Raw genomic sequence first — 21,672 nt, 5'->3', positions numbered from 1 at the left:
AAAATCGACCTTTTCTCCTCCCTCTTCGCGCAATAGGATCGATCCTATCTGCGCTCGGGACGAGTGCCGCACGAGGGGGATATTCGATGACGACTGACGCAAGACCGACGACTGCGATTGCCATCTTCGCCATGCTGGCTCTGACCGGCCCGGTGACGGCCGCCGACAGTACCTACACAGATCTCGATCTGGACAAGTGCAAAACGATCGCCTCGGACGACATGGGCGCGATCATGAAGTGCAAGGGCCTCAAGGGCTACGACATTCACTTCCTCGAAGGCGATCTGCGCCAGAGCATGCTTTACGGCCCTGTCAGGAAAGAGCTCATTGAAGGCGCATTCGAGTCCTTCGAACCCTTCAACCACGTCAACACCAAGGTCGAGTGGCGCCTCGACGCCTCCGGAAAGCCGTTCGCCGCGATCCTGCGCTGGTTCATCGAGAACATCGGTGACACCGGCTCACCGACCAAGGAAGCCGAGGGACAGGTGCTCGTTATCTCGCGGGTGGCGCAGCCCGACGATGGGTTGAGCTGCGTCGTCGGCTATGTCGACGCTCTATCGAATGCGAACGCCAACGAACTCGCGCGACAGATCGCCGACAATGAGGCCAGAGACTTTGCCTGCGGCTATCAGGAGAGCATGTGGAAGGGCAAGCGTGGCGGCAAGACCAGCGAACCGACTCATGTCTGGCCGGAGGGTCTGGTACAAGAGTGACACCCTAGAGGAACGGAGCCGAAATGCTCAGTTCCAGATAAAGCCGAGCTTCTTCAACTGGACGTCGTCGAAGTCTTCCATGCCTTCGACGGCATCCACGCCGCCATTGGAGCGGAAGAAGTCGACCGCATGCTGGCTGTCTTCGAGACACCAGACGGCCATGCCGTTGCAGCCCAGCGATTTCAGGAGACGGCGAGCCTCGCCGAAAAGCGTGTGGCCAAGCCCGATACCCTGGTACTCGGGGCGCATGTAGATCTCGTAGATCTCCCCTTCCTGCGGAAGGGCGCGTGCCCGGTTGAGACCGAGCGTCGTATAGCCGGCGATGGTTCCCGCAACGTCGACGACGAGAATGGTTGCCGGTCCGCGGGTTGCCTTACGCCACCAGGTCTCACCGCGGCGCTCGATCATCTTGACCAGGGGACGATGCGGAATCAGGCCGGCATAGGTGTGCTGCCACGAGCAGCGGTGCGCCTCCGCTATGGAAGCGGCATCCTGCGGCTCCGCAGGGCGCACATCGATCGACAACGTCTTCATAACGCCACTTTCGCCGGACCGGAGACACTCGAACGACGACCTCATGCCGCCGCAAACATCTTCTCCGGAACCATCAACTGGACCATTAGATAGAAATTTAACGCAATCTTAACGCCCGCCGCAAGCCCGATGGCCGCCGTATGCACAAACAAAAACCCCGGCCGCGAGGCCGGGGTTCTAAAGGAGAGACGTCGTCCGCCAATCAGCCCTGTGCGGCCTTGGCCTTTTCCATGCGCTTGCGATCGTTCGGGTCGAGATACATCTTGCGAAGACGGATCGACTTCGGCGTGACTTCCATCAGTTCGTCGTCCTGGATCCAGGAAAGTGCGCGGTCGAGCGTCATGCGGATCGGCGGGGTGAGCTTGACTGCCTCGTCCTTGCCGGCGGCGCGGATGTTGGTGAGCTGCTTGCCCTTGAGAACGTTGACCTCAAGGTCGTTGTCACGGCTGTGGATGCCGATGATCATGCCCTGATAGACCTTTTCACCCGGCTCGATGATCATCGGACCACGATCTTCCAGGTTGAACATCGCATAGGCAACGGCCTCGCCCGAACCGTTGGACAGGAGAACGCCGTTGATACGACCGGAAATCGGACCCTTGTAGGGCTGATAGTCGTGGAACAGGCGGTTCATGATCGCTGTGCCGCGGGTGTCGGTCAGAAGCTCCGACTGGTAGCCGATCAGGCCACGGGTCGGCGCGAAGAAGACCAGGCGGACGCGGTTTCCGCCCGACGGACGAAGCTCGACCATCTCGGCCTTGCGCTCGGACATCTTCTGGACGACGACGCCGGAATGCTCCTCGTCAACGTCGATCACGACTTCCTCGATCGGTTCCATCAACTGGCCGGTCGTCGCGTCATTATGCATGACAACACGCGGACGCGACACGGCCAGCTCAAAGCCTTCGCGGCGCATGGTCTCGATCAGAACGGCGAGCTGAAGTTCACCGCGGCCCGAGACGAAGAACGAATCCTTGCCCTCGGCTTCCTCGATCTTCAGCGCGACATTGCCTTCGGCCTCCTTGAACAGGCGGTCGCGGATGACGCGGCTGGTAACCTTGTCGCCTTCTGTGCCCGCAAGCGGGCTGTCGTTGACGATGAAGGACATGGTGACGGTCGGCGGGTCGATCGGCTGTGCGGTCAGCGCCTCGGAGACCGAAGGATCGCAGAACGTGTCTGCAACGGTGCCCTTTGACAATCCGGCGATCGCGACGATGTCACCCGCATGGGCTTCGTCGATCGCCGTGCGCTCGATGCCGCGGAAAGCCAGGATCTTCGAAATACGGCCGTTTTCGATCAGCTTGCCATCCTGGCCGAGAACCTTGACGGCCTGGTTCGGTTTGATCGAGCCAGAGTGAATGCGGCCAGTGATGATGCGGCCCAGGAAGGGGTTAGCTTCAAGGATCGTGCCGATCATACGGAAGGCGCCATCTTCGTCGCCGACGCTCGGCTCCGGAACATGTTCCAGCACGAGGTCGAGCAGAGGCGCGAGGCCCTGATCCTTCGGACCTTCCGGATTGACGTTCATCCAGCCGTCACGGCCCGAACCGTAGAGGATCGGGAAGTCGAGCTGCTCGTCGGTGGCGTCGAGATTGGCGAACAGGTCGAAGACTTCGTTGATGACTTCCTCGTGGCGGCCGTCCGGACGGTCGATCTTGTTGATCGCGACGATCGGGCGAAGACCGACCTTCAGCGCCTTGCCGACCACGAACTTGGTCTGTGGCATCGGGCCTTCGGACGAGTCGACGAGAACGATCGCGCCGTCGACCATCGACAGGATACGCTCGACCTCACCGCCGAAGTCGGCGTGGCCGGGGGTGTCGACGATGTTGATACGGACGCCCTTCCACTCCACCGAGGTCGCCTTGGCGAGAATGGTGATGCCGCGTTCCTTTTCGAGATCGTTCGAATCCATGACGCGTTCTGCCACGCGCTGGTTTTCGCGGAACGAGCCGGACTGCTTGAGGAGCTCGTCGACGAGGGTCGTTTTCCCATGGTCGACGTGCGCGATGATCGCGATATTGCGAAGCTTCATGAAAAGATCTCTGATGGCTGGGGCGCGAAACGGGGTGCGGCGCCTTGTTTCTTTGGCGCGCTCATAGCCTGTTTTTTGCGTTTGCGAAAGGGGTAAGAGCTTCTGGCCCGTCAGACGGGGCTTCCGGGCCGGCTTTGGCCTTCCTAAATTCGACATGACAAGGCACCCCTTGAGGAGGAATACCCATTTTGGCCAGCCCGACAATGACACCCGCGGAACTGCAGTCCTATCTGCATGACCACATCCCGATCTCGGCCGCCATGCATGTCCGCGTCGCCGCCACGGAAGAGGAGAGCATCACGCTGGCGGCACCGCTCGCGCCGAACATCAATCACCGGGAAACGGTGTTCGGTGGCAGCGCTTCAGCCGTGGCGATCCTCTCGGCGTGGTCGCTTCTGCACCTGCGGCTGAAGTCGGAAGGGCTGGAAAGTCGTGTGGTCATCCAGCAAAATACGATGGACTACCTCGCACCGATCACCGACGACTTCACGGCGCGGTCCTACCTCGTCGATCCGAATGCCTGGGCCTCGTTCACACGGCTGCTGGCCCGGCGCGGGCGGGCGCGCATTCTGGTCGGCGCCGTTCTGGAGACGGGCGGCATCATCACCGGCCGCCTCGAAGGCGAGTTCGTGGCCTTCGTGAACACCAGACTGCCTTGACCAGCAGGCCCTAGTTGAGGCTGGTCGCCTTCAGGCCGCCAGCCCCTTCTTCTTCAGCATCGCGTCCGGGCTCGGAAGACGGCCACGGAAGGACGTATAGGCCACTTCCGGATCGACCGAGCCCCCGACCGAGTAGATATTTGCCTTGAGCTTCTCCGCCATTGCCGGATCGAAGGCGTTGCCGGTTTCCTCGAAGGCCGAGAAGGCATCCGCATCGAGCACTTCGGACCACATGTAGGAATAGTAGCCGGCCGAGTAGCCGTCGCCAGCGAAGACGTGCTGGAAGTGTGGCGTGGCATGGCGCATCACGAGCGACTTCGGCAAGCCGATCTTCTCGAGCACCTCCGCCTGCAGGGCCATCGGATCCTCGACTGCACCGCCGGTATGGAAGGCCATGTCGACGAGGGCTGACGACGTGAACTCGACTGCCGCGAAGCCGGCATTGAAGGTCCGGGCGGCCAGCACCTTGTCGAGGAGCGCTTGCGGCATCGGCTGTCCGGTTTCGTAGTGGACCGCGTAGGTCTTGAGGATTTCCGGAACCGTCAACCAGTGCTCATAAAGCTGCGACGGCAGCTCGACGAAGTCACGCGATACGCCGGTTCCCGACACAGAGGGATAGGTGACGTTCGACAGCATGCCGTGGGCCGCATGGCCGAACTCGTGGAAGAGTGTCCGCGCATCGTCGAGCGACAGGAGGGCCGGCCTCCCTTCCTCTGGCTTGGCGAAGTTGCAGACATTGTAGATGATCGGGATTTCGCCGGTAGCGCCATTCTTCAGGGGCAGTTTGTGCTGCGACTGGAACGAACTCATCCAGGCGCCCGAGCGCTTCGACGGCCGGGCGAAATAGTCTCCAAGGAACATGGCCACCAGCTTGCCGTTGCGGTCCCGGATCTCGAAGACCCGTACGTCGGGATGATAGCCGACCACATTCTTCAGCGGCACCGCCGTGATGCCGAACAATCGACCGGCGACATCGAAACAGGCTTCGATCACCTTCTCAAGCTGGAGGTAGGGCTTAAGCTCCGCTTCGGAAAAATCGAATTTCCGCGCCCGAAGCTTTTCGGCATAGTGGCGCCAGTCCCAGGGCATCACCTCGTGGTTCTTGCCTTCTTCCGCAACGAGCGCGCCCAGTTCGCGTTCCTCTGCCTTTGCCTGATCGACGGCCTTGTCCCAGACCTTCATCAGCAGTCCGTTCACCGCTTCGGGTGTCTTGGCCATGGTGTCGTCGAGCTTGTAGGCAGCGTAATTGGCATAGCCTAGCAGGCCGGCCTTCTCGGCGCGAAGTGACAGCGTCTCCTTGACGATGGCGCGGTTGTCGCTCTCGCCACCATTCATGCCGCGTGCCACCCAGGCGCGGAAGGCCTGCTCGCGAAGATCGCGGCGGGTCGAGAAGGTCAGAAACGGTTCGATGATCGAGCGGGACAGCGTGACCACATACGCATGGCCTTCGCCGCGGGCTTCAGCCACCGCCGCCATCGCCTCCTTGAGGAAATCGGGAATGCCGGCGAGATCCTCGCCGTCCTTGAGCGGCAGACACCAGGATTTCTCGTCGGCGAGCACGTTCTGGCCGAACTGCGCGCCGAGCCCCGCCAGGCGCTCGTTGATCGCCGCCAGCCGTTCCTGGCTCTTCCGCTCGAGCTTGGCGCCGGACTTGACGAAGCCCTTCCAGTGGCGCTCGAGCACGCGAAGCTCTTCGGTCGTCAAGCCAAGGCCGGCGCGCGCCTCCCAGAGTGTGTCGATCCGCCGGAAGAGATCGGCATTCATGCCGATCTTCGAGTAGTGGCGCGACATCTTCGGGGCAATGTCACGCTCAAGAGCCTGGATCGTATCGTTGCTGTGAGCCCCCGCCTTGTTCCAGAACAGCGCCGAGACGCGCGACAGCTCGTCACCGGCGGTTTCGAGCGCGATGATCGTATTGGCGAATGTCGGCGCTTCCGGATTGCCGGCGATGACATCGATCTCCGCATCGTGGCGAGCAAAGGCCGCCTCGAAAGCCGGAGCGTAGTCGTCATCGGAAACCGCCTCGAAGCGTGGCAGACCGTTCGGCCCGTTCCATTCGAAGACGGCGGGATTGACGGAAGACGATGTGCTCATGACGATTTCCCCTTGGCCTGACGGACGCCCGCGAAGCAGGCTCTTGTCATGCGATATGGTATTCGTGGCGCGAACTTGGCAAGCGTGGAGCCCGAAACCGACAAGATTTCTTACCCTCAGGCGCCAAGGCAACGCAATGAATGCCGTATTCTTCCTATCGCCAAATCGGCCTGCCGGGCCTATGGTCCGCGGCCATGCCTCGGCGACGACACAGCAGGCTCGGCTCGGCGCCTTTACAAATCGCAAGAACGGAATTGCATGACAAAGGCTCGCATGAGCGAACGCTGCACCTCGCTGATCGGCGCCCTCCTCACCACCATCGGCCCGGTTTCCATGGCCGTCTACACCCCCGCCATGCCGCAACTGGTCAAGGCCTTCGAGACGACCGACAGCGCCATCAAGCTCAGCCTCTCCATCTATTTCGGCGGATTTGCCGTCGCCCAGCTTCTTGCCGGTCCGGTCTCCGATGCATTCGGACGCCGCAAGGCCACACTCGTTTTCCTCGCGATCTACATCCTCGGCAGCCTGATTGCCGCCTTTGCCCCGACCGTCGACTTCCTGCTTGCCGGCCGCCTCATCCAGGGGATCGGCGCATCGGTCGGCGTCACAGTTTCCCGCGCGATCGTTCGCGACCAGTTCAACGGCGCGGAAGCGGCCCGGATCCTCAACATGATCGGCATCATGCTGGCGGTCGGGCCTGCCGCCGGCCCGACGCTGGGCGGCCTGGCGCTCGCGCTTTCCGGCTGGCAGGCGATCTTCTTTCTGATGGTCGTGTTCGGCATCGGCACCAGCCTGACGATCAGCCTGCTGATGGCCGAGACGACCACGCCGGATCGGGCCCTCATTCGACCGGATCGCCTCGCCCGGGCCTATGCCACGCTGATCTCGGATCCACGTGTGCTGTTCTCGGCACTGGTGCTCGGAGGCTGCATCGGCGCGCTTTATGCCCAGTCCACCATGCTGCCGTTCGTGCTGATCAACCATGTCGGCCTGACGCCCAGCCAGTTCGGCTTCGGTATGCTGATGCAATCCGGCTTCTTCTTTTCCGGCTCGGTCGCCCTGCGGCTCCTCGCCCGGCGGCTGGGCGAGCGCGGCTCACTGCTGGTCGGCCTGCTTCTCGTCGGCATCGGCGGCGCGGCGATCGCCCTTTCCGTCGAATTCGTCGAACCGAGCTTCCTGTCGATCATGGGACCCGTCGCCGTCTGTTCCTTCGGGATCGCCTTCGTCAGCCCCTATATCACCACTGCCGGGGTTGCACCCCATCCCGAGATTGCCGGGTCGGCTGCCGCGCTCATCGGTTTCATCCAGATGGCTTCTGGCTTCCTCGGCGGAGTCGCCGCGGCCATGATCGGCGATCCGCTGACGGCTTTCGGCACAGTCATCCCCGCGATGGAATTCCTGTCGATCGCCGCCTATCTCGCCTTCCTCTGGGCGCGGCGGCGCGCAGGTTGACAAAAAGCCCGCCGCTGCGCGCTGCAGCGGCGGGCTTCGACAGCATGATCGAATGGGCTGATCAGCCCTTCAGGTTACGCTTTGCCAGCGTGCGAAGGCGCAGAGCATTCAGCTTGATGAAGCCGGCCGCATCCTTCTGGTCATAGGCACCCTGATCGTCTTCGAAGGTGACCAGCTTGTCCGAATAGAGCGACTTTTCGCTCTCGCGGCCGATCACCATGACATTGCCCTTGTAGAGCTTCAGGGTGACTTCGCCCTCGACATGGCGCTGGCTGAGATCGATCGCCGCCTGCAGCATCTCGCGTTCGGGCGAGAACCAGAAGCCGTAATAGATGAGCTCGGCATAGCGCGGCATCAGCTCGTCCTTGAGGTGGCCAGCACCCCGGTCGAGCGTGATCGACTCGATCGCGCGGTGGGCCGCAAGCAGGATCGTGCCGCCGGGGGTCTCGTAGACGCCGCGCGACTTCATGCCGACGAAGCGGTTCTCGACGAGATCGATACGGCCGATGCCGTTGTCGCGGCCGTAGTCGTTGAGCTGGGCGAGGATGGTGGCCGGGCTCATGCGAACGCCGTTGATCGAGACCGCATCACCCTTTTCGAAGCCGATCTTGATGATCGTTGCCTTGTCGGGAGCGGCTTCCGGCGAGATCGTGCGCATATGCACGTATTCCGGAGCTTCCATCGACGGGTCTTCGAGAACCTTGCCTTCGGACGAGGAGTGCAGAAGGTTGGCGTCGACGGAGAAGGGAGCCTCACCCTTCTTATCCTTGGCAACCGGGATCTGGTGCTGTTCGGCGAACTCCAGAAGGTCGGTACGGCTCTTGAACGACCAGTCGCGCCACGGAGCGATGATCTTGATGTCGGGGTTCAGCGCATAGGCCGAAAGCTCGAAACGAACCTGGTCGTTGCCCTTGCCCGTGGCACCGTGGGCGATCGCGTCGGCACCGGTCTTCTTGGCAATGTCGATCAGGTGCTTGGAGATCAGCGGACGGGCGATCGAGGTGCCGAGCAGGTAGACGCCTTCATAGACGGCATTGGCGCGGAACATCGGGAAGACGAAGTCGCGGACGAATTCCTCGCGGACGTCCTCGATGAAGATCTCCTTGATGCCGAGCATCTCTGCCTTGCGGCGTGCCGGCTCAAGCTCTTCACCCTGGCCGAGGTCGGCAGTGAAGGTCACGACTTCGGCGTTGAGTTCCGTCTGAAGCCATTTCAGGATGATCGAGGTGTCGAGCCCGCCCGAATAGGCGAGGACAACCTTCTTCACGTCTTTATGCGATGCCATGATGAAAGTCCGTTCGTGAGCAGTGAGCCGCATGGACCAGGGCCCTTGGTTTGCGGCACTTTTAGCGAGATTATCGCGCCGCGCAAGGGGAAGGGACAAAGGGTCGCCGGTGCGCGGCAAAAAGCGCGGCATCCCGACGCCGTTTGACCGGAGCCGCCACGTTACCCATATCCAGCGGTGTTCGAGACAAACGAAGAGGGACACCGACATGCAACATCCAGCTATCGCCGAAGGCAAGGTCGCCGTCGTGACGGGGGCCGCATCCGGGATCGGACTTGCCGCCGCCAAGGCCTTCGCCAGAAACGGCATGTGCGTCGTGCTTGCCGATCTCGGTGGCGACCGCCTGGCGAACGCCTGCGCGCAGGTCGCCGAACTTTCTGCCCATCCCGACACCGACATCGTCGCCATCGAGACGGACGTCGCAAGACTCGACGAACTGGAGGCGCTCGAACGCGCTGTCATCCAGCGCTTCGGTCGCGTGCATGTGCTGATGAACAATGCCGGCATTCAGCCGGGCAGCAGCCTTTTCGGACCGCAGGCCAATTGGGACAACGTGATTGGCGTCAACCTGATGGGCGTCATCAACGGCACACGCACCTTCGGGACTCACATGATCGGCCACGGCGAGCCCGCGCTGATCATCAACACGGGCTCCAAGCAGGGCATCACCACGCCGCCCGGAGATCCGGCCTACAACGTCTCCAAGGCGGGCGTGAAGGCGTTCACGGAAGCGCTTCAGCATGAACTGCGCAATACGCCGGACTGCAAGGTGGCCGCCCACCTGATGATCCCCGGCTTCGTCTTCACGGCCCTGACGGCCAACGGGCGCACGGAAAAGCCCGAGGGTGCTTGGACCCCGGAAGAAACCGTCGACTTCATGCTGGAGAGCATCGGGCGCGGCAACTTCTACATTCTCTGCCCCGACAATGAAGTGAACCGCGCCACCGACGAGAAGCGCATTCTCTGGGCGGCCGGCGACATCGTCGAAAACCGGCCGCCGCTCTCGCGCTGGCATCCCGACTACGGTGGAAAGTTCAGGGCTTATCTCAACGGTCAATAAGCCCGATTGGCAATCGCTCGGCAGCCCGGTATGGAGGATGCGAAAACATCGCCCGTACCGGGTTTTCTATTGTGGAACCGATCCATGGAATTCATTCCGAGCCTGCCCACCTTCCTTGCCTTCAGCCTCGCAATCCTTCTGCTCGCAATCACCCCGGGACCGGACATGACGCTCTGGATCAGCCGCTCGTTGCGCGACGGCCGTGGAAGCGGCCTCATGGTGCTGGCGGGCACGAGCTTCGGCATTTCGATCCATACGATGCTGGTCGCCTTCGGCATCTCGGCACTGATCGTCGCCTCGCCGACCGCCTTCCTGGTCCTAAAGACCGGGGGCGCCGGCTATCTGCTCTGGCTCGCCATCCAGGCGATCCGCCACGGCTCTAACTTCGTGATCAAGGCCGAGGGACAGCGGCAAGCTTCCGCCTCGAAGGCTTTCCTCAACGGCCTGTGGGTCAATCTGCTGAATCCCAAGGTCATCATCTTCTTCATGACCTTCCTGCCGCAATTTGTCAGCGCCAGCGACCCGCACGTCACCGGCAAGCTGATCTTCCTCGGCATCTGGTCGATCATCCTGTCGCTGCCGATCGGCCTTGCCATCATCTTCTTGGCAGACGTCCTGTCCTCCTGGCTTCAGGCGAACCGAAAGGTCCTGCGCGCCATCGACTACACCTTCGCCGGCGTCTTCTCGATCTTTGCGGTCAAGATCCTCTTCACCCAAGCTCGCTGATCTTTCTGCACAAACGAGAAAGGCGCCTGACCCTGACGGGCCGGCGCCTTTTTCTCGTTCTCCACTCGGCGATATCAGCCGATCAGCAGCTCGTCGTCGTCGAGCGTCTGGCCGCGAATGCGGCGGAACATGTCGATTAGATCCTCGACCTGCAGGTCCTTCCGGTTGTCCCCTGCAACGTCCAGCACGATCTCGCCGCCATGCAGCATGATCGTCCGGCTTCCGTAGTCGAGTGCCTGACGCATCGAATGGGTGACCATCAGCGTCGTCAGCTTGCGTTCAGAGACGATCGACTGGGTGAGCCCCATGATGAATTCCGCCATGCCTGGATCGAGCGCTGCGGTATGTTCGTCGAGCAGCAGCACGTCGGAACCGGCGAGCGTTGCCATCACCAGCGACACCGCCTGACGCTGGCCGCCGGACAGGAGATCCATGCGGTCGGCCATGCGGTTTTCAAGGCCGAGGTTGAGCGAAGCGATACGATCACGGAACTCGCCTCGGCGGGAACCGCCGAGCGCTGAAGCAAGTCCGCGGCGCTTGCCGCGCTGCGAGGCGAGCGCAAGGTTCTCTTCGATGGACAACGCGCCACAGCTCCCGGCAAGCGGATCCTGGAAGACGCGGGCGACGAGCCCCGCCCGCGTCGCCGTGGCCTTGCGCGAGACGTCGGCAGCCCCGATCGAGACCCGCCCCGAGGTCGGCAAGACGTCGCCGGCGAGAACCCCGAGCAGGGTCGACTTGCCCGCGCCGTTTGAACCGATGACGGTCACGAAGGAGCCGGTCTCGATGGTCAGGTTGACGTTCTTCAGTGCCTGCTTCTGCAGCGGCGTTCCGCGGCCGAAGACGACGTCGATGTTCTCGAGCGAAATCATGCGGAAGCTCCTCCACGGCGCAGCCTCGGAAGGACGAGCGCGACCGCGACCAGCACGGCGGTCACGAAGTTGAGGTCAGAGGCCTTGAGCCCAAGCACGTCGCTCGACAGCGCCAACTGGATTGCAAGGCGATAGGCGATGGAACCGAAGACACAGCCGATGAGCGCGATCAGCAGGCCGCGCTTGCCGAACAGCGTTTCGCCGATAATGACCGCGGCCAGGCCGACGACGATGGTGCCGACGCCGGAGGTCACATCGGCAAAACCGTTGGTTTGGGCGAAAAGCGCGCCACCGAGGGCGACCAGCGCGTTGGAAAGCGCAATGCCGAGATAGATCTGGTTGTCGGTCTGCACGCCCTGTGCGCGCGCCATGCGCGCGTTGGCGCCGGTTGCACGCATCGCAAGGCCTGCATCGCTTTCAAGGAAGCGCCAGACGAGGATGACGACCGCGGCCACCAGCAGAAAGACGAACAAAGGCCGCACCAGGTACTCGGGGACTCCCAGGCCGTAGAAAGGGGTCAGCATCGTGTCCTGGTTGAGCAGCGCCACGTTCGGCTTACCCATCACCCTGAGGTTAACCGAAAACAGCGCGATCATCGTCAGGATCGAGGCGAGCAGGTTCAGGATGCGGAAGCGGACATTGAGAACCGCCGTGACGAGGCCTGCGGCAGAGCCGGCCAGCATGGCAATGCCTGTGGCGACCCAGGCGTTCAGCCCGGCAATGATGAGAACGGCGGCGACGGCAGCACCGAGCGGAAAGGAGCCATCGACGGTCAGGTCGGGAAAGTCGAGCACGCGAAACGCGAGATAGACGCCGATCGCCACGAAGGCGAAGACCAGACCCAGCTCAACGGCACCCCAGAAGGCGATTTGGCTCACGGTGGAAAAGTCCTTGTAGGCCACGCACCGCCGTTTCGCCGCGGCGTGATACGCAGGCAGTTGGCGGGGCCGCGCAAGCACGGCCCCGGTTGTCGAAAGTTACTCGATGGTCTTGGTGGCGCGGCTGGTGATGCTTTCGGGGAAGGTCACGCCCATCTTGGCCGCAGCCTTCTTGTTGATCACCAGATCGGTGCCGGCCGCGACGGTGACCGGGATGTCACCCGGCTTTTCGCCCTTGAGCACGCGCGCGACGATCTCGCCGGTCTGCTTGCCGACATCGAAATAGTTGAAGCCGAGGGCGGCGAGCGCACCGCGGTTCACCGAGTCCGTGTCGCCGGCATAAAGCGGGATCTTGGCTTCTTCGGCGACGCCGACGGCCGCTTCGAACGCCGACACGATCGTGTTGTCGGTCGGGACGTAGATCACGTCGGCGCGGCCGACGAGCGCACGGGCAGCACCCTGAACCTCGGCAGACTTGGTGGCGACCGATTCAACGACCGAAAGGCCAGCCTTCTCCGCTTCAGCCTTGAGGGCCGCGAGCGTCGAGACCGAATTGGCTTCGGCAGTGTTGTAGATGAAGCCGATCGACTTGGCGTTCGGCGTGATTTCCTTGATCAGCGCGACGTGGTCGGCGACCGGAGACATGTCGGAAAGGCCGGTGACGTTGCCGCCCGGCTTCTGCATGTCCTTGACGAGCTCGGCACCGAGCGGGTCGGAAACGGCCGTGAAGACGATCGGAATGTCGCGCGTCGCGGAAACTACGGCCTGGGCCGACGGAGTCGAAATCGGCACGATGACGTTCGGTGCATCGCCGACAAACTGACGCGCGATCTGCGCAGCCGTGCCTGGATTGCCCTGAGCGGACTCGTAGACGAACTTCAGGTTTTCGCCTTCCTTGAAGCCAGCGGCCGCAAGCGCTTCCTTGACGCCGTCACGGGCGGCATCGAGGGCCGGGTGTTCGACGATGGCGGTAACGGCGACGGTAACCTCTTCGGCCTTGGCCGGCAGGATGAGGGCGGTAGCAGCGAAAAGTGCGAGTAGCGTGGCGCGCATTGAATGCCTCCAATTGTTGGGTATGCCGTCGATCGTCTTAGGTAAGCGGTCGCTTGAAATCAATTCGCCCGCCCCGATGGGGACGATGATTTCTCGTGATGGATTGTCGCACCCGCGACCTAGCTTCCTCAGTCGTCCTCGCCGTGATTGGCAATCATCATGGCCTCGAATGCCAGGCGCTCAGTCTTGCGCATGCGCTCCGATTCCGACTTCAGCTGGCCGCAGGCAGCGAGAATGTCACGGCCACGCGGCGTGCGGATCGGCGAAGCATAGCCGGCCTGGTTGATGAAGTCGGCGAACTTCTCGATCTGCTCCCAGTCCGAGCACTGGTAGTTGGTGCCCGGCCACGGATTGAACGGGATGAGGTTGATCTTGGCCGGCACGCCCTTCAAAAGCTGGATGAGGCCCTTGGCGTCCTCCAGACTGTCGTTGACATCCTTCAGCATCACATATTCGAACGTGATGCGGCGGGCGTTTGAAAGGCCGGGATAAGCGCGGCAGGCCTCGATGAGTTCCTTGAGCGGATACTTCTTGTTGATCGGCACGAGCATGTCACGCAGTTCGTCGCGAACCGCATGCAGCGAGATTGCCAGCATGACGCCGATCTCTTCGCCGGTCCGGTAGATCTCCGGTACGACGCCCGAGGTCGAAAGGGTGATGCGGCGCTTCGACAGCGACAGACCGTCGCCGTCCGACGCGATCAGCAGTGCCTTCTTCACTTCCTCGAAATTGTAGAGCGGCTCGCCCATGCCCATCATCACGATGTTGGTGATCTTGCGGTCACTCGACGGGATCATCGCGCCCTGCGGCACGTCACGGTCGGGAAAATCGCCAAGCCGGTCGCGCGCCAGAAGCAGTTGGGAAAGGATCTCCTCTGCAGTCAGGTTGCGCACCAGTCGTTGCGTGCCGGTGTGGCAGAAAGAGCAGGTCAGCGAACAGCCGACCTGGCTCGAGATGCAAAGCGTACCGCGGCCTTCCTCGGGGATGTAAACGGTTTCGACTTCCACGGGACGGCCCGCTCCGCGTGGCGGATAACGCAGCAGCCACTTGCGGGTGCCGTCGTTCGAGACCTGCTCCTCGACGATCTCGGGCCGGGCAATGCTGAAATTGGCTTTCAGCATTTCGCGCATGTCCTTCGAGACATTCGCCATGGCGTCGAAGTCAGATACACCGCGGACATAGAGCCAGTTCCAAAGCTGGCTGACGCGCATCTTGATCTGCCGCTCGGGAACGCCCTTTTCCCTGAGCATCGCGCCAAGCTCCTCGCGGTCGGCACCGATCAACGTCGGTTTCTCCACGATGGTCGCGGCGGCCGGCGCACTGCGGACAGTCTCACGCCCTATCACATTTTCCATGACAGCCATTCGCATAAACCTCTTCGATCAAACGCACCCCGATCGCCGCTGACGCGACGACGGCACCCGACCGGCATGAACCTAGAAATCGCGCCGGACCCCATGCTGAAGGACGCATTTTCCGGCTTTTCCGGCGCTCTAGCAGTTTTTTCGGCATTCGTCACGCCGAATATGGGTCACCGCGGCTGCCGCCGGAAACGCAAAGAGGCCGGCAAATGCCGACCTCTTCGAAAATCCGGATCGTCGTGGATCCTACTTGCAGTTCTCGATCTTCTTGAGCGCCGCCGAAATACCCGACAGCGAGTAGCTGTAGGACGTGCCAGTGCCGCGCGCCGAGGTCGCCTTGACCGTCATCGACGAACCCGTCTTCATGGCCGCGACGAGCGCCGGCTCTTCAGCCGCGTTCTCGACCCAGGCCGAGGTATCCTTCACGAACATCACGAAATTCTTGGCGTCGATCGTGACATTGACCTTCGAGGCTTCCTTGAGCGGATAACCCATCATCGCCTGCGGTTCGTAGGAGATGTTCTGGCCGGGACGCTGCGACACGACGAAGAAGATATCCCCGTGATTGACTGCCGGCGGCTCCTTGGCCGTCGGCACGGACAGGACATAGCAGACAGTCCCCCCGTTCGACTTGTAGGAATAGGCGCCCCATGCCTTGAACTGCTCGATACGCGTGGGCGACTGCGCTGCAGCCACAGCGCTGCTTGCGAGAATGATTGCCACTGCGGTTACGCTACTTCTTACGAACATGTCTTCCTGCCGGTTGCTTGTCCATCCACCGCCCGGCCGAGGTAAGCCGGACATTCCATCGTCAAAACTTGATTCAGTATGACTTAATTTACGTTACCAAACCGTCAACAGCGAGACGATTCCGGGTCGCAAACCATATTCCGCGGGAAAAACATGCCTTGTTTCGCGACATCAATGCGACCAAGAGCAGCCTCCCCATGAAAAATGATCTAAAATGAAGAAATCTGGCGAGAGTTGGGCTTGAGGAGATTTCCCTGGAGACCTTTTCCGCCCGGGAAGAGAAGGCAAGCAACGACCGCCGCCTCAATCATGACGGGATGCGCTGTTTCGTCGCCGGCCTGGCGTAGTCGTCAGGCCGTGCCCTCCTCGGGCGCATCGGCGAGCATTCTGTCTGCCGATTCGTAATGTCGGTCCTTGATATGCCCGTTGATCAGCGCGATTGCGGTGGTGAGCACGGCGATATCGTCGGTGAAGCCGATCAGCGCGAACATGTCGGGGACCGCATCCAGCGGCAGGACGAAGTAGCCGAGGGCAGCCAGCAGTACTCCGCGCACGCGCAGCGGCGTCTGCCGGTCTGTGGCGCAATAGAAGGCGGCAATGACATCGCGCGAAAACGGAACCTGCCGCATCGCCTTTCTCATGGTCGGCCAGAATTTTGCCCGGACATTGGTCTCCTGGCGTTTCTGCGTCTCTTCGTCACCCGGCAAGAGGATTTCGCCGATCTTGATATCGTCCATCGTCTTTCGACCCTCGTATTTGGACCCGATCAAAATATGGTGATCGCGGTGATGAAATCAATCACGCCCGCCCGCCGCACGGTCCATCGCCGCCGCGAGGCGGAAATCCAGATCGGTCAATCCCTGGACGGCATGGGTGGTTAGCTTCACATCCACATGCCGATAGACATTCGACCACTCCGGGTGGTGGTCGAAACGCTCGGCGGCCAGCGCCGATCGGGTCATGAAGGCAAAAGCCTCGCCGAAATCTGTGAACACGAAATGCCGGGAAATGGCCGAACCGTCCTCCGACAACGTCCAGCCGGATGCGGTATGCAACCGCTCATCAATTGCAGCCTTGTCGAGTTTTTCGTATTTCATGGCGTTAGTGCTCCTTCCTGCGGAACCCACCGATGTACCCGTTCCCCGTCCTGTTCGTCTGCCTCGGCAACATCTGCCGCTCGCCGCTGGCCGAAGGCATATTCCGCCACCTGACCGCACTTGGTGGCCAGGAGGAGCGCTATCCGACCGACTCCGCCGGCACCGGCGGCTGGCACATCGGCCATGCGCCCGACCAACGGTCGATTGAGGTCGCACGAATGAACGGCATCGACATTGCAGGCCTGCGTGCCCGCCGCGTGGCTCCCGAGGACTTCAGGCGCTTTGGGCTGATCCTCGCGATGGATCACGACAATCTGCGAAACCTCAAGACGATGGCGCCGCCGGACGCGACCGCCCGGGTGGCCTTGTTCTCGGCATTTTCAACAGGCAAGGAAGCCGACGTCCCGGACCCCTATTACGGTGGGATCGACGGCTTTCAGGCCGTCTACACCATGCTCTTTGCCGGCTGTACGTCCCTTGTCGAGAAGCTGGAAAGCGGCTCGTGGAGCGGGAACACCTCTTCGGTGAGGTAAGGGCCGCCGCCCACCGACTCCTTGGATGACAAGAGCACGAAGCGCGTGACCGTAAACGGCGATGTGTGGAAATCGCCGCGACCGGCAAGGTAGTGCACCACGTCATCGACTCGGCAGGACTTGAGCCGCGCCAGCGTCACATGGGGCATGAATTTGCGCGGATCGGACGGCAAGCCGATGCGCTGGCAGATCCGTTCGATCTCCGCCTGGAGGGCATACATTTCCGGGGTCGGCGTCACCCCGGCCCAGATCGAATGGGGCTTCTTCGAACCGAAGGACCCGATGCCTGTCAGGCTGAGATTGAATTCCGGGCGGTCGATGCGGTCCAGTCGATCGACGATCTCGTCGGCGGTCCGGCCGTCGACGTCTCCGATGAAACGCAGGGTGATGTGGTAGTTCTCCACATCGATCCATCGTGCTCCGGGGATACCGCCGCGCAAAAGGGAGAGGCTCAAAGCCGCGCTACGCGGAATTTCGAGGGCAGTGAATAATCTCGGCATCGCGAGCTCCCCGAATCTATTTGCAGATGCACACAGCGAATCACGCAACGCTCAGCCGTGCAAGCTAATATTTCAGCGATCCCCGATGGTTTTCACGAAGCCCCGTACAACCGGAAGCATGCGCTCCACCATCACATCGACCCCCTTCGCATTCGGATGCATTCCATCCTCCAGCTGAAGATCCGGACGAGTGACCACCCCGTCGAGCACGAAGGGATGGAAGGGCAGCGCGTATTTCGCCGCAAGCTCCGGGTAGATCGGGTTGAATCGATCACCATAATCCGCCCCCATGTTCGGCGGCGCCAGCATGCCCAGCATTAACACAGGGATCCCGCGCGCCTTCAGCCGGTCGAGGATGGCTTCGAGGTTCTTTCGCGTTTCCTCGGGCGCTATGCCCCGCAGGGCGTCGTTGGCGCCGAGCTCGAGGATCACGCCGTCCGTACCGTCAGGCACCGACCAGTCGACACGCGCCAGACCACTCGTCGTCGTATCGCCGGACACGCCGGCATTGGTGATGGCGACGTCAACGCCTTCCTCAATGAGCGCCTTCTGGAGCTTGACCGGCAGCGCATCGTCCGGCGGTAGCTGGTAGCCCGCCATCAGGCTATCGCCGAAGCCGACCAGTTGCAGCGGCTCGGCTGTCGCCAAGGGAACGGCGCCGAGAAGCCCTCCGACGATCACGGCGAAATGAAGCAGGGCTGCTTTAAATCTCATGGGGCCTTTCCTAAATTGGCGGATGCTGCAAGTGGCGGCGCGTGAAGGTTTCTTCGCGTCATCTATATAGGGCGAGAGCGCGTGAGAAAAACCATCATCGAACTGAAGAAGGCCGATCTGACGCTCGGCAATGCGGCCGCATCCGTCCACGTGCTGAAGGACATCGACCTGGAAATTGCCCAGGGCGAGGCGGTGGGCATCGTCGGCCCCTCCGGTTCGGGCAAATCGACACTTCTGATGGTGCTTGCTGGACTGGAAAGACTCGACAGCGGGGAAATCCATGTCAACGGCGCCCCGTTGCATCGGCTCGGCGAAGACGCGCTCGCCGATTTCCGCGGCAAGAACATAGGCATCGTCTTCCAGTCCTTCCACCTGATTGCCAACATGACCGCGCTGGAAAACGTCGCGATCCCGCTCGAATTGGCCAATGTCCGCAACGCCTTCGATATCGCCCGCAAAGAACTCGAAGCGGTGGGACTCGGCGAGCGCCTGCGCCACTATCCCGGCCAGCTTTCGGGCGGTGAACAGCAGCGCGTTGCAATCGCCCGTGCCCTCGCCCCGTCGCCCGCCGTGCTGATCGCGGACGAGCCGACCGGCAACCTCGACAGCGAGACCGGGCGGCAGATCGCCGATCTGCTGTTCGCCCAGCAGGCGGAACGCGGCATGACGCTGGTGCTGGTCACCCATGATTTGGCACTCGCCTCCCGCTGCTCGCGCCAGGTGCGCGTCGCCTCCGGCCGGATCGCTGCAGACGCCACCGCCAGCGCGCGCCATCCGGAAAACCAGCCGGCATGAGGACCCTTTCCGCCCGACTGTCGATCGCCTTTCGCATTGCCCTCCGCGAACTGCGCGGCGGCCTCAAGGGCTTTTACATCTTCCTCGCCTGCATTGCGCTCGGCACGGCGGCGATCGCCGCGGTGAACTCGGTCGCGACCGCGATCACCGGCTCGATCGCCTCGGAGGGCCGCACCCTGCTGGCCGGTGACGTACGCTTCGAACTCACCAATCGCGAGGCGGGACCGGCCGAGCTAAGCTTCCTTGAGGAGCTCGGAAAGGTCTCGGCCTCCACCGTACTCCGCTCGATGGCGCGTCTTCCCGACGGGGCGGACCAGTCATTGGTCGAGGTGAAAGCCGTCGACGGCTCCTACCCGCTGTACGGAACGTTCAAGGCGGAACCGGACCGGCCGCTCGCCGAACTCATAGCACCGGACGGCCCCCGTTACGGCGCGATCGCCGCGCCGCTGCTGCTCGAACGCCTCGGCCTAGCTGTCGGCGGCGAGATCCTGATCGGCAAGGCGCGCTTCGTCATCACCGGCACGATCGTCAACGAGCCAGACGCGATTTCCGACGGCTTCGGCTTTGCCCCGCGTCTGCTGACAAGCAGGGAGGCGCTGAAGGCGAGCGGCCTGATCGACACCGGCAGCCTCGTCGAGCACGCCTACAAGATCCGCCTTGCCGACCCCGCACCGGCCGCCGAAGCGATCCGGCAGAAGGCTCAGAGCGCGTTGCCGAATGCCGGATGGTCGATCCGCACGAGCGATCGTGCGGCTCCTTCGCTCACCGAGAACATCGAACGCTTCTCCCAGTTCCTGACGCTTGTCGGACTGACGGCCCTCGTGGTCGGCGGCGTGGGCGTTGCCAATGCGGTACGCGCCTTTCTCGATTCGAAGCGCACGGTGATCGCCACCCTGAAGTGCCTCGGCGCCCCGGCCTCCGTCGTGGTGATGGTCTATCTGTTCCAGATCGCCATCGTCGCCTCGATCGGCATCGTCGCGGGTCTCGTGCTCGGCGCGCTCGCACCGCTGGTCGCCGCCTATTATCTGGCCGGCTTCCTGCCGATCTCGACCGAACCGACGCTTTATCCGGGAGCCCTGCTGCTGGCCGCCGTCTTCGGCATGCTGGTGACGCTTGCCTTCGCCATCCTGCCGCTCGGTCATTCACGCCAGGTTCCGGCAACGGCCCTCTTTCGCGAACAGGGTTTCGAGCCGCGCGGCCTGCCCGCCTGGCCCTATGTCGCCGCGACCGCGCTTGCGCTATCTGCCCTCGCCGCTCTTGCAATCGTCACCGCCGAGGAGCGCCGGATCGCGACCATCTTCCTGGTGGCGATGGCTGCAGGCTTCCTGCTCCTGCGCCTGGTCGCGATGCTGATTGCCTACGTGGCACGACGCGTTCCGCACCCGCAATCGGCGGCCCTGCGACTGGCGATCGGCAATATACACCGTCCAGGCGCCCTGACGCCGGCCGTCACCCTGTCGCTGGGGCTTGGCCTCAGCCTATTGGTCGCCCTCGCCCTGATTGACGGAAATCTCCGGCGCGAACTCACCGGCAACCTGCCGGAGCGGGCACCCAATTTCTTCTTCATCGACATCCAGAAGGCGGAGATTGACGGCTTCCGCGCCGTTGTAAAGGACAAGGCGCCGGAGGGCAGCCTCGTCGAAGTTCCCATGCTGCGTGGCCGGATCCTGGCCTTCAACGGCAACGACGTGACCAAGATGGACGTCCCGCCCGAAGGCCGCTGGGTGCTGCGCGGCGACCGCGGCATCACCTATTCCGAAAAGGTGCCGGAGAATGCCTCGATCGTCGAAGGCAAGTGGTGGGAGGCCGGTTATGCCGGCGAACCGCTCGTTTCCTTCTCGTCGGAAGAAGCCCGCGAACTGGGTCTCAAGATCGGCGATACTGTGACCGTCAACGTGCTCGGACGCAACATCACCGCGACAATCGCCAACTTCCGCAAGGTCGAGTGGGAGAGCCTTTCGATCAACTTCGTCATGATCTTCTCGCCGAACACCTTTGCCGGCGCGCCCCATGCCTGGCTCGCGACCCTCACTGACCCGAAGGCGACAGGCGCGGACGAAGCAGCCGTCCTCCGTGCAGTCACCCAGGCCTATCCGACGATCACCAGTGTGCGCGTCAAGGATGCGCTCGACGTTGTGGACCGGCTCGTCGGTCAGCTGGCAACCGCCATCCGCGCCGCCGCCGCCATCGCCCTGATCGCCTCCATACTCGTCCTCTCTGGCGCCCTCGCGGCCGGCAATCGCGCCCGCACCCATGACGCGGTGGTCCTGAAGACGCTGGGTGCAACACGCTCCATGCTGATTCGCGCCTTCACCTATGAGTATTTCCTGCTCGGCGCCGCGACCGCCTGCTTTGCCTTGCTGGCAGGCGGCGCCGTCGCCTGGTACGTACTGAGCCAGATCATGCGGCTTCCCTCCAGCTTCCTGCCCGACGTCGCGCTCGCCACCATCGCGATCGCCCTCGTCACGACCATCGGCATCGGCTTGACGGGTACCTGGCGTATCCTCGGGCAGAAGGCTGCCCCCGTCCTTCGCGAGCTCTGACGGCACCGGCAGCGATCCACC

At 62.5% G+C, this 21,672-nt stretch carries 21 protein-coding genes; 8 read left to right on the top strand and 13 right to left on the bottom strand.

From position 1 onward, the window contains the following. Window positions 1–86 precede the first annotated feature (86 nt). Complete coding sequence (locus ACX93L_RS18085; RefSeq protein ID WP_459406096.1) at window positions 87–713, top strand: hypothetical protein; 627 nt, start codon at window positions 87–89, stop codon at window positions 711–713. Between the two features lie 27 nt (window positions 714–740). Here the strand turns inward: ACX93L_RS18085 and ACX93L_RS18080 are convergent, their stop codons facing one another. Then, on the bottom strand, window positions 741–1,247 hold the full coding sequence (locus ACX93L_RS18080; protein ID WP_169593682.1) for a GNAT family N-acetyltransferase: 507 nt from the start codon (window positions 1,245–1,247) through the stop codon (window positions 741–743). 202 nt (window positions 1,248–1,449) lie between these two features. Beyond that, window positions 1,450–3,282: a translational GTPase TypA gene (gene typA, locus ACX93L_RS18075; protein WP_459406095.1), complete on the bottom strand. Its 1,833-nt coding sequence runs from the start codon at window positions 3,280–3,282 to the stop codon at window positions 1,450–1,452. A gap of 188 nt (window positions 3,283–3,470) precedes the next feature. On the opposite strand from typA, the gene ACX93L_RS18070 reads away from it, so the two are divergent. After that, window positions 3,471–3,941, top strand: coding sequence for a YiiD C-terminal domain-containing protein (locus ACX93L_RS18070; RefSeq protein WP_459406094.1), 471 nt, complete (start codon window positions 3,471–3,473; stop codon window positions 3,939–3,941). Between the two features lie 30 nt (window positions 3,942–3,971). On the opposite strand, the gene ACX93L_RS18065 is transcribed toward ACX93L_RS18070, so the two are convergent. Then, window positions 3,972–6,035, bottom strand: coding sequence for a M3 family metallopeptidase (locus ACX93L_RS18065; protein ID WP_459406093.1), 2,064 nt, complete (start codon window positions 6,033–6,035; stop codon window positions 3,972–3,974). 258 nt (window positions 6,036–6,293) lie between these two features. Here ACX93L_RS18065 and ACX93L_RS18060 point away from each other — a divergent pair, with 258 nt between their 5' ends. Continuing rightward, window positions 6,294–7,487: a multidrug effflux MFS transporter gene (locus ACX93L_RS18060; RefSeq protein WP_459406092.1), complete on the top strand. Its 1,194-nt coding sequence runs from the start codon at window positions 6,294–6,296 to the stop codon at window positions 7,485–7,487. Window positions 7,488–7,548: 61 nt separating this feature from the next. Here ACX93L_RS18060 and ACX93L_RS18055 read toward each other — a convergent pair whose 3' ends face one another. Then, a complete protein-coding gene (locus tag ACX93L_RS18055) occupies window positions 7,549–8,772 on the bottom strand; it encodes an argininosuccinate synthase (RefSeq protein ID WP_169593675.1) in 1,224 nt (407 codons plus the stop codon). Between the two features lie 208 nt (window positions 8,773–8,980). On the opposite strand from ACX93L_RS18055, the gene ACX93L_RS18050 reads away from it, so the two are divergent. Beyond that, complete coding sequence (locus tag ACX93L_RS18050) at window positions 8,981–9,832, top strand: SDR family NAD(P)-dependent oxidoreductase (protein ID WP_459406091.1); 852 nt, start codon at window positions 8,981–8,983, stop codon at window positions 9,830–9,832. 84 nt (window positions 9,833–9,916) lie between these two features. Then, window positions 9,917–10,558, top strand: a complete 642-nt coding sequence (locus ACX93L_RS18045) for a LysE family translocator (protein ID WP_169593670.1) — start codon at window positions 9,917–9,919, stop codon at window positions 10,556–10,558. A 74-nt stretch (window positions 10,559–10,632) separates the two neighbouring features. On the opposite strand, the gene ACX93L_RS18040 is transcribed toward ACX93L_RS18045, so the two are convergent. The 7 genes from ACX93L_RS18040 to ACX93L_RS18010 all read right to left on the bottom strand — a co-directional run bounded on the left by ACX93L_RS18040 (window position 10,633) and on the right by ACX93L_RS18010 (window position 16,566). Then, window positions 10,633–11,427: an ABC transporter ATP-binding protein gene (locus ACX93L_RS18040; protein ID WP_459406090.1), complete on the bottom strand. Its 795-nt coding sequence runs from the start codon at window positions 11,425–11,427 to the stop codon at window positions 10,633–10,635. Beyond that, entirely contained in the window at window positions 11,424–12,305 is an 882-nt protein-coding gene (locus tag ACX93L_RS18035) for an ABC transporter permease (protein WP_459406089.1), read from the bottom strand. The genes ACX93L_RS18040 and ACX93L_RS18035 overlap by 4 nt, the downstream gene beginning before the upstream one ends. A 99-nt stretch (window positions 12,306–12,404) precedes the next feature. After that, window positions 12,405–13,358, bottom strand: a complete 954-nt coding sequence (locus ACX93L_RS18030) for an ABC transporter substrate-binding protein (protein ID WP_169593662.1) — start codon at window positions 13,356–13,358, stop codon at window positions 12,405–12,407. A 128-nt stretch (window positions 13,359–13,486) separates the two neighbouring features. Further along, window positions 13,487–14,713 carry a 23S rRNA (adenine(2503)-C(2))-methyltransferase RlmN gene (rlmN, locus tag ACX93L_RS18025; RefSeq protein ID WP_459406088.1) on the bottom strand — a complete coding sequence of 409 codons (1,227 nt, stop codon included), beginning with the start codon at window positions 14,711–14,713 and terminating at the stop codon, window positions 13,487–13,489. 252 nt (window positions 14,714–14,965) lie between these two features. Continuing rightward, the gene (locus ACX93L_RS18020; protein ID WP_459406087.1) at window positions 14,966–15,469 is read right to left on the bottom strand and encodes an invasion associated locus B family protein; all 504 of its coding nucleotides are present in this window, start codon (window positions 15,467–15,469) and stop codon (window positions 14,966–14,968) included. Between the two features lie 350 nt (window positions 15,470–15,819). Then, the gene (locus ACX93L_RS18015; protein ID WP_459406086.1) at window positions 15,820–16,206 is read right to left on the bottom strand and encodes a YkvA family protein; all 387 of its coding nucleotides are present in this window, start codon (window positions 16,204–16,206) and stop codon (window positions 15,820–15,822) included. A gap of 57 nt (window positions 16,207–16,263) precedes the next feature. Next, window positions 16,264–16,566 carry a 4a-hydroxytetrahydrobiopterin dehydratase gene (locus ACX93L_RS18010; protein WP_459406085.1) on the bottom strand — a complete coding sequence of 101 codons (303 nt, stop codon included), beginning with the start codon at window positions 16,564–16,566 and terminating at the stop codon, window positions 16,264–16,266. Between the two features lie 32 nt (window positions 16,567–16,598). Here ACX93L_RS18010 and ACX93L_RS18005 point away from each other — a divergent pair, with 32 nt between their 5' ends. After that, the gene (locus ACX93L_RS18005; RefSeq protein WP_459406084.1) at window positions 16,599–17,099 is read left to right on the top strand and encodes a low molecular weight protein-tyrosine-phosphatase; all 501 of its coding nucleotides are present in this window, start codon (window positions 16,599–16,601) and stop codon (window positions 17,097–17,099) included. On the opposite strand, the gene thpR is transcribed toward ACX93L_RS18005, so the two are convergent. Continuing rightward, window positions 17,012–17,599, bottom strand: a complete 588-nt coding sequence (thpR, locus tag ACX93L_RS18000; RefSeq protein WP_459406083.1) for an RNA 2',3'-cyclic phosphodiesterase — start codon at window positions 17,597–17,599, stop codon at window positions 17,012–17,014. The genes ACX93L_RS18005 and thpR overlap by 88 nt on opposite strands. Before the next feature lie 72 nt (window positions 17,600–17,671). Further along, window positions 17,672–18,313 carry an arylesterase gene (locus tag ACX93L_RS17995; protein ID WP_459406082.1) on the bottom strand — a complete coding sequence of 214 codons (642 nt, stop codon included), beginning with the start codon at window positions 18,311–18,313 and terminating at the stop codon, window positions 17,672–17,674. 81 nt (window positions 18,314–18,394) lie between these two features. On the opposite strand from ACX93L_RS17995, the gene ACX93L_RS17990 reads away from it, so the two are divergent. Next, the gene (locus tag ACX93L_RS17990) at window positions 18,395–19,108 is read left to right on the top strand and encodes an ABC transporter ATP-binding protein (protein ID WP_459406081.1); all 714 of its coding nucleotides are present in this window, start codon (window positions 18,395–18,397) and stop codon (window positions 19,106–19,108) included. After that, the gene (locus ACX93L_RS17985; protein ID WP_459406080.1) at window positions 19,105–21,651 is read left to right on the top strand and encodes an ABC transporter permease; all 2,547 of its coding nucleotides are present in this window, start codon (window positions 19,105–19,107) and stop codon (window positions 21,649–21,651) included. Before ACX93L_RS17990 ends, ACX93L_RS17985 begins: the two co-directional genes overlap by 4 nt. Window positions 21,652–21,672: the final 21 nt, after the last annotated feature.

The organism is Rhizobium sp. CAU 1783 (assembly GCF_054551725.1).
Note: the sequence above shows the minus strand (reverse complement) of the source record. Positions and strands in the feature narration are given on the sequence as shown.

Excerpts from the sequence above, each read along its gene's own strand:
- ACX93L_RS17985 (WP_459406080.1), top strand. The coding sequence starts at position 19,105 with ATGAGGACCCTTTCCGCCCGACTGTCGATCGCCTTTCGCATTGCCCTC.
- ACX93L_RS18020 (WP_459406087.1), bottom strand. The coding sequence starts at position 15,469 with ATGTTCGTAAGAAGTAGCGTAACCGCAGTGGCAATCATTCTCGCAAGC.
- ACX93L_RS18065 (WP_459406093.1), bottom strand. The coding sequence starts at position 6,035 with ATGAGCACATCGTCTTCCGTCAATCCCGCCGTCTTCGAATGGAACGGG.
- ACX93L_RS18060 (WP_459406092.1), top strand. The coding sequence starts at position 6,294 with ATGACAAAGGCTCGCATGAGCGAACGCTGCACCTCGCTGATCGGCGCC.
- ACX93L_RS18085 (WP_459406096.1), top strand. The coding sequence starts at position 87 with ATGACGACTGACGCAAGACCGACGACTGCGATTGCCATCTTCGCCATG.
- rlmN (WP_459406088.1), bottom strand. The coding sequence starts at position 14,713 with ATGGAAAATGTGATAGGGCGTGAGACTGTCCGCAGTGCGCCGGCCGCC.
- ACX93L_RS18005 (WP_459406084.1), top strand. The coding sequence starts at position 16,599 with ATGTACCCGTTCCCCGTCCTGTTCGTCTGCCTCGGCAACATCTGCCGC.
- ACX93L_RS17995 (WP_459406082.1), bottom strand. The coding sequence starts at position 18,313 with ATGAGATTTAAAGCAGCCCTGCTTCATTTCGCCGTGATCGTCGGAGGG.
- ACX93L_RS18080 (WP_169593682.1), bottom strand. The coding sequence starts at position 1,247 with ATGAAGACGTTGTCGATCGATGTGCGCCCTGCGGAGCCGCAGGATGCC.
- ACX93L_RS18045 (WP_169593670.1), top strand. The coding sequence starts at position 9,917 with ATGGAATTCATTCCGAGCCTGCCCACCTTCCTTGCCTTCAGCCTCGCA.
- ACX93L_RS18010 (WP_459406085.1), bottom strand. The coding sequence starts at position 16,566 with ATGAAATACGAAAAACTCGACAAGGCTGCAATTGATGAGCGGTTGCAT.
- thpR (WP_459406083.1), bottom strand. The coding sequence starts at position 17,599 with ATGCCGAGATTATTCACTGCCCTCGAAATTCCGCGTAGCGCGGCTTTG.
- ACX93L_RS18055 (WP_169593675.1), bottom strand. The coding sequence starts at position 8,772 with ATGGCATCGCATAAAGACGTGAAGAAGGTTGTCCTCGCCTATTCGGGC.
- ACX93L_RS18030 (WP_169593662.1), bottom strand. The coding sequence starts at position 13,358 with ATGCGCGCCACGCTACTCGCACTTTTCGCTGCTACCGCCCTCATCCTG.
- ACX93L_RS18015 (WP_459406086.1), bottom strand. The coding sequence starts at position 16,206 with ATGGACGATATCAAGATCGGCGAAATCCTCTTGCCGGGTGACGAAGAG.
- ACX93L_RS18050 (WP_459406091.1), top strand. The coding sequence starts at position 8,981 with ATGCAACATCCAGCTATCGCCGAAGGCAAGGTCGCCGTCGTGACGGGG.
- typA (WP_459406095.1), bottom strand. The coding sequence starts at position 3,282 with ATGAAGCTTCGCAATATCGCGATCATCGCGCACGTCGACCATGGGAAA.
- ACX93L_RS18040 (WP_459406090.1), bottom strand. The coding sequence starts at position 11,427 with ATGATTTCGCTCGAGAACATCGACGTCGTCTTCGGCCGCGGAACGCCG.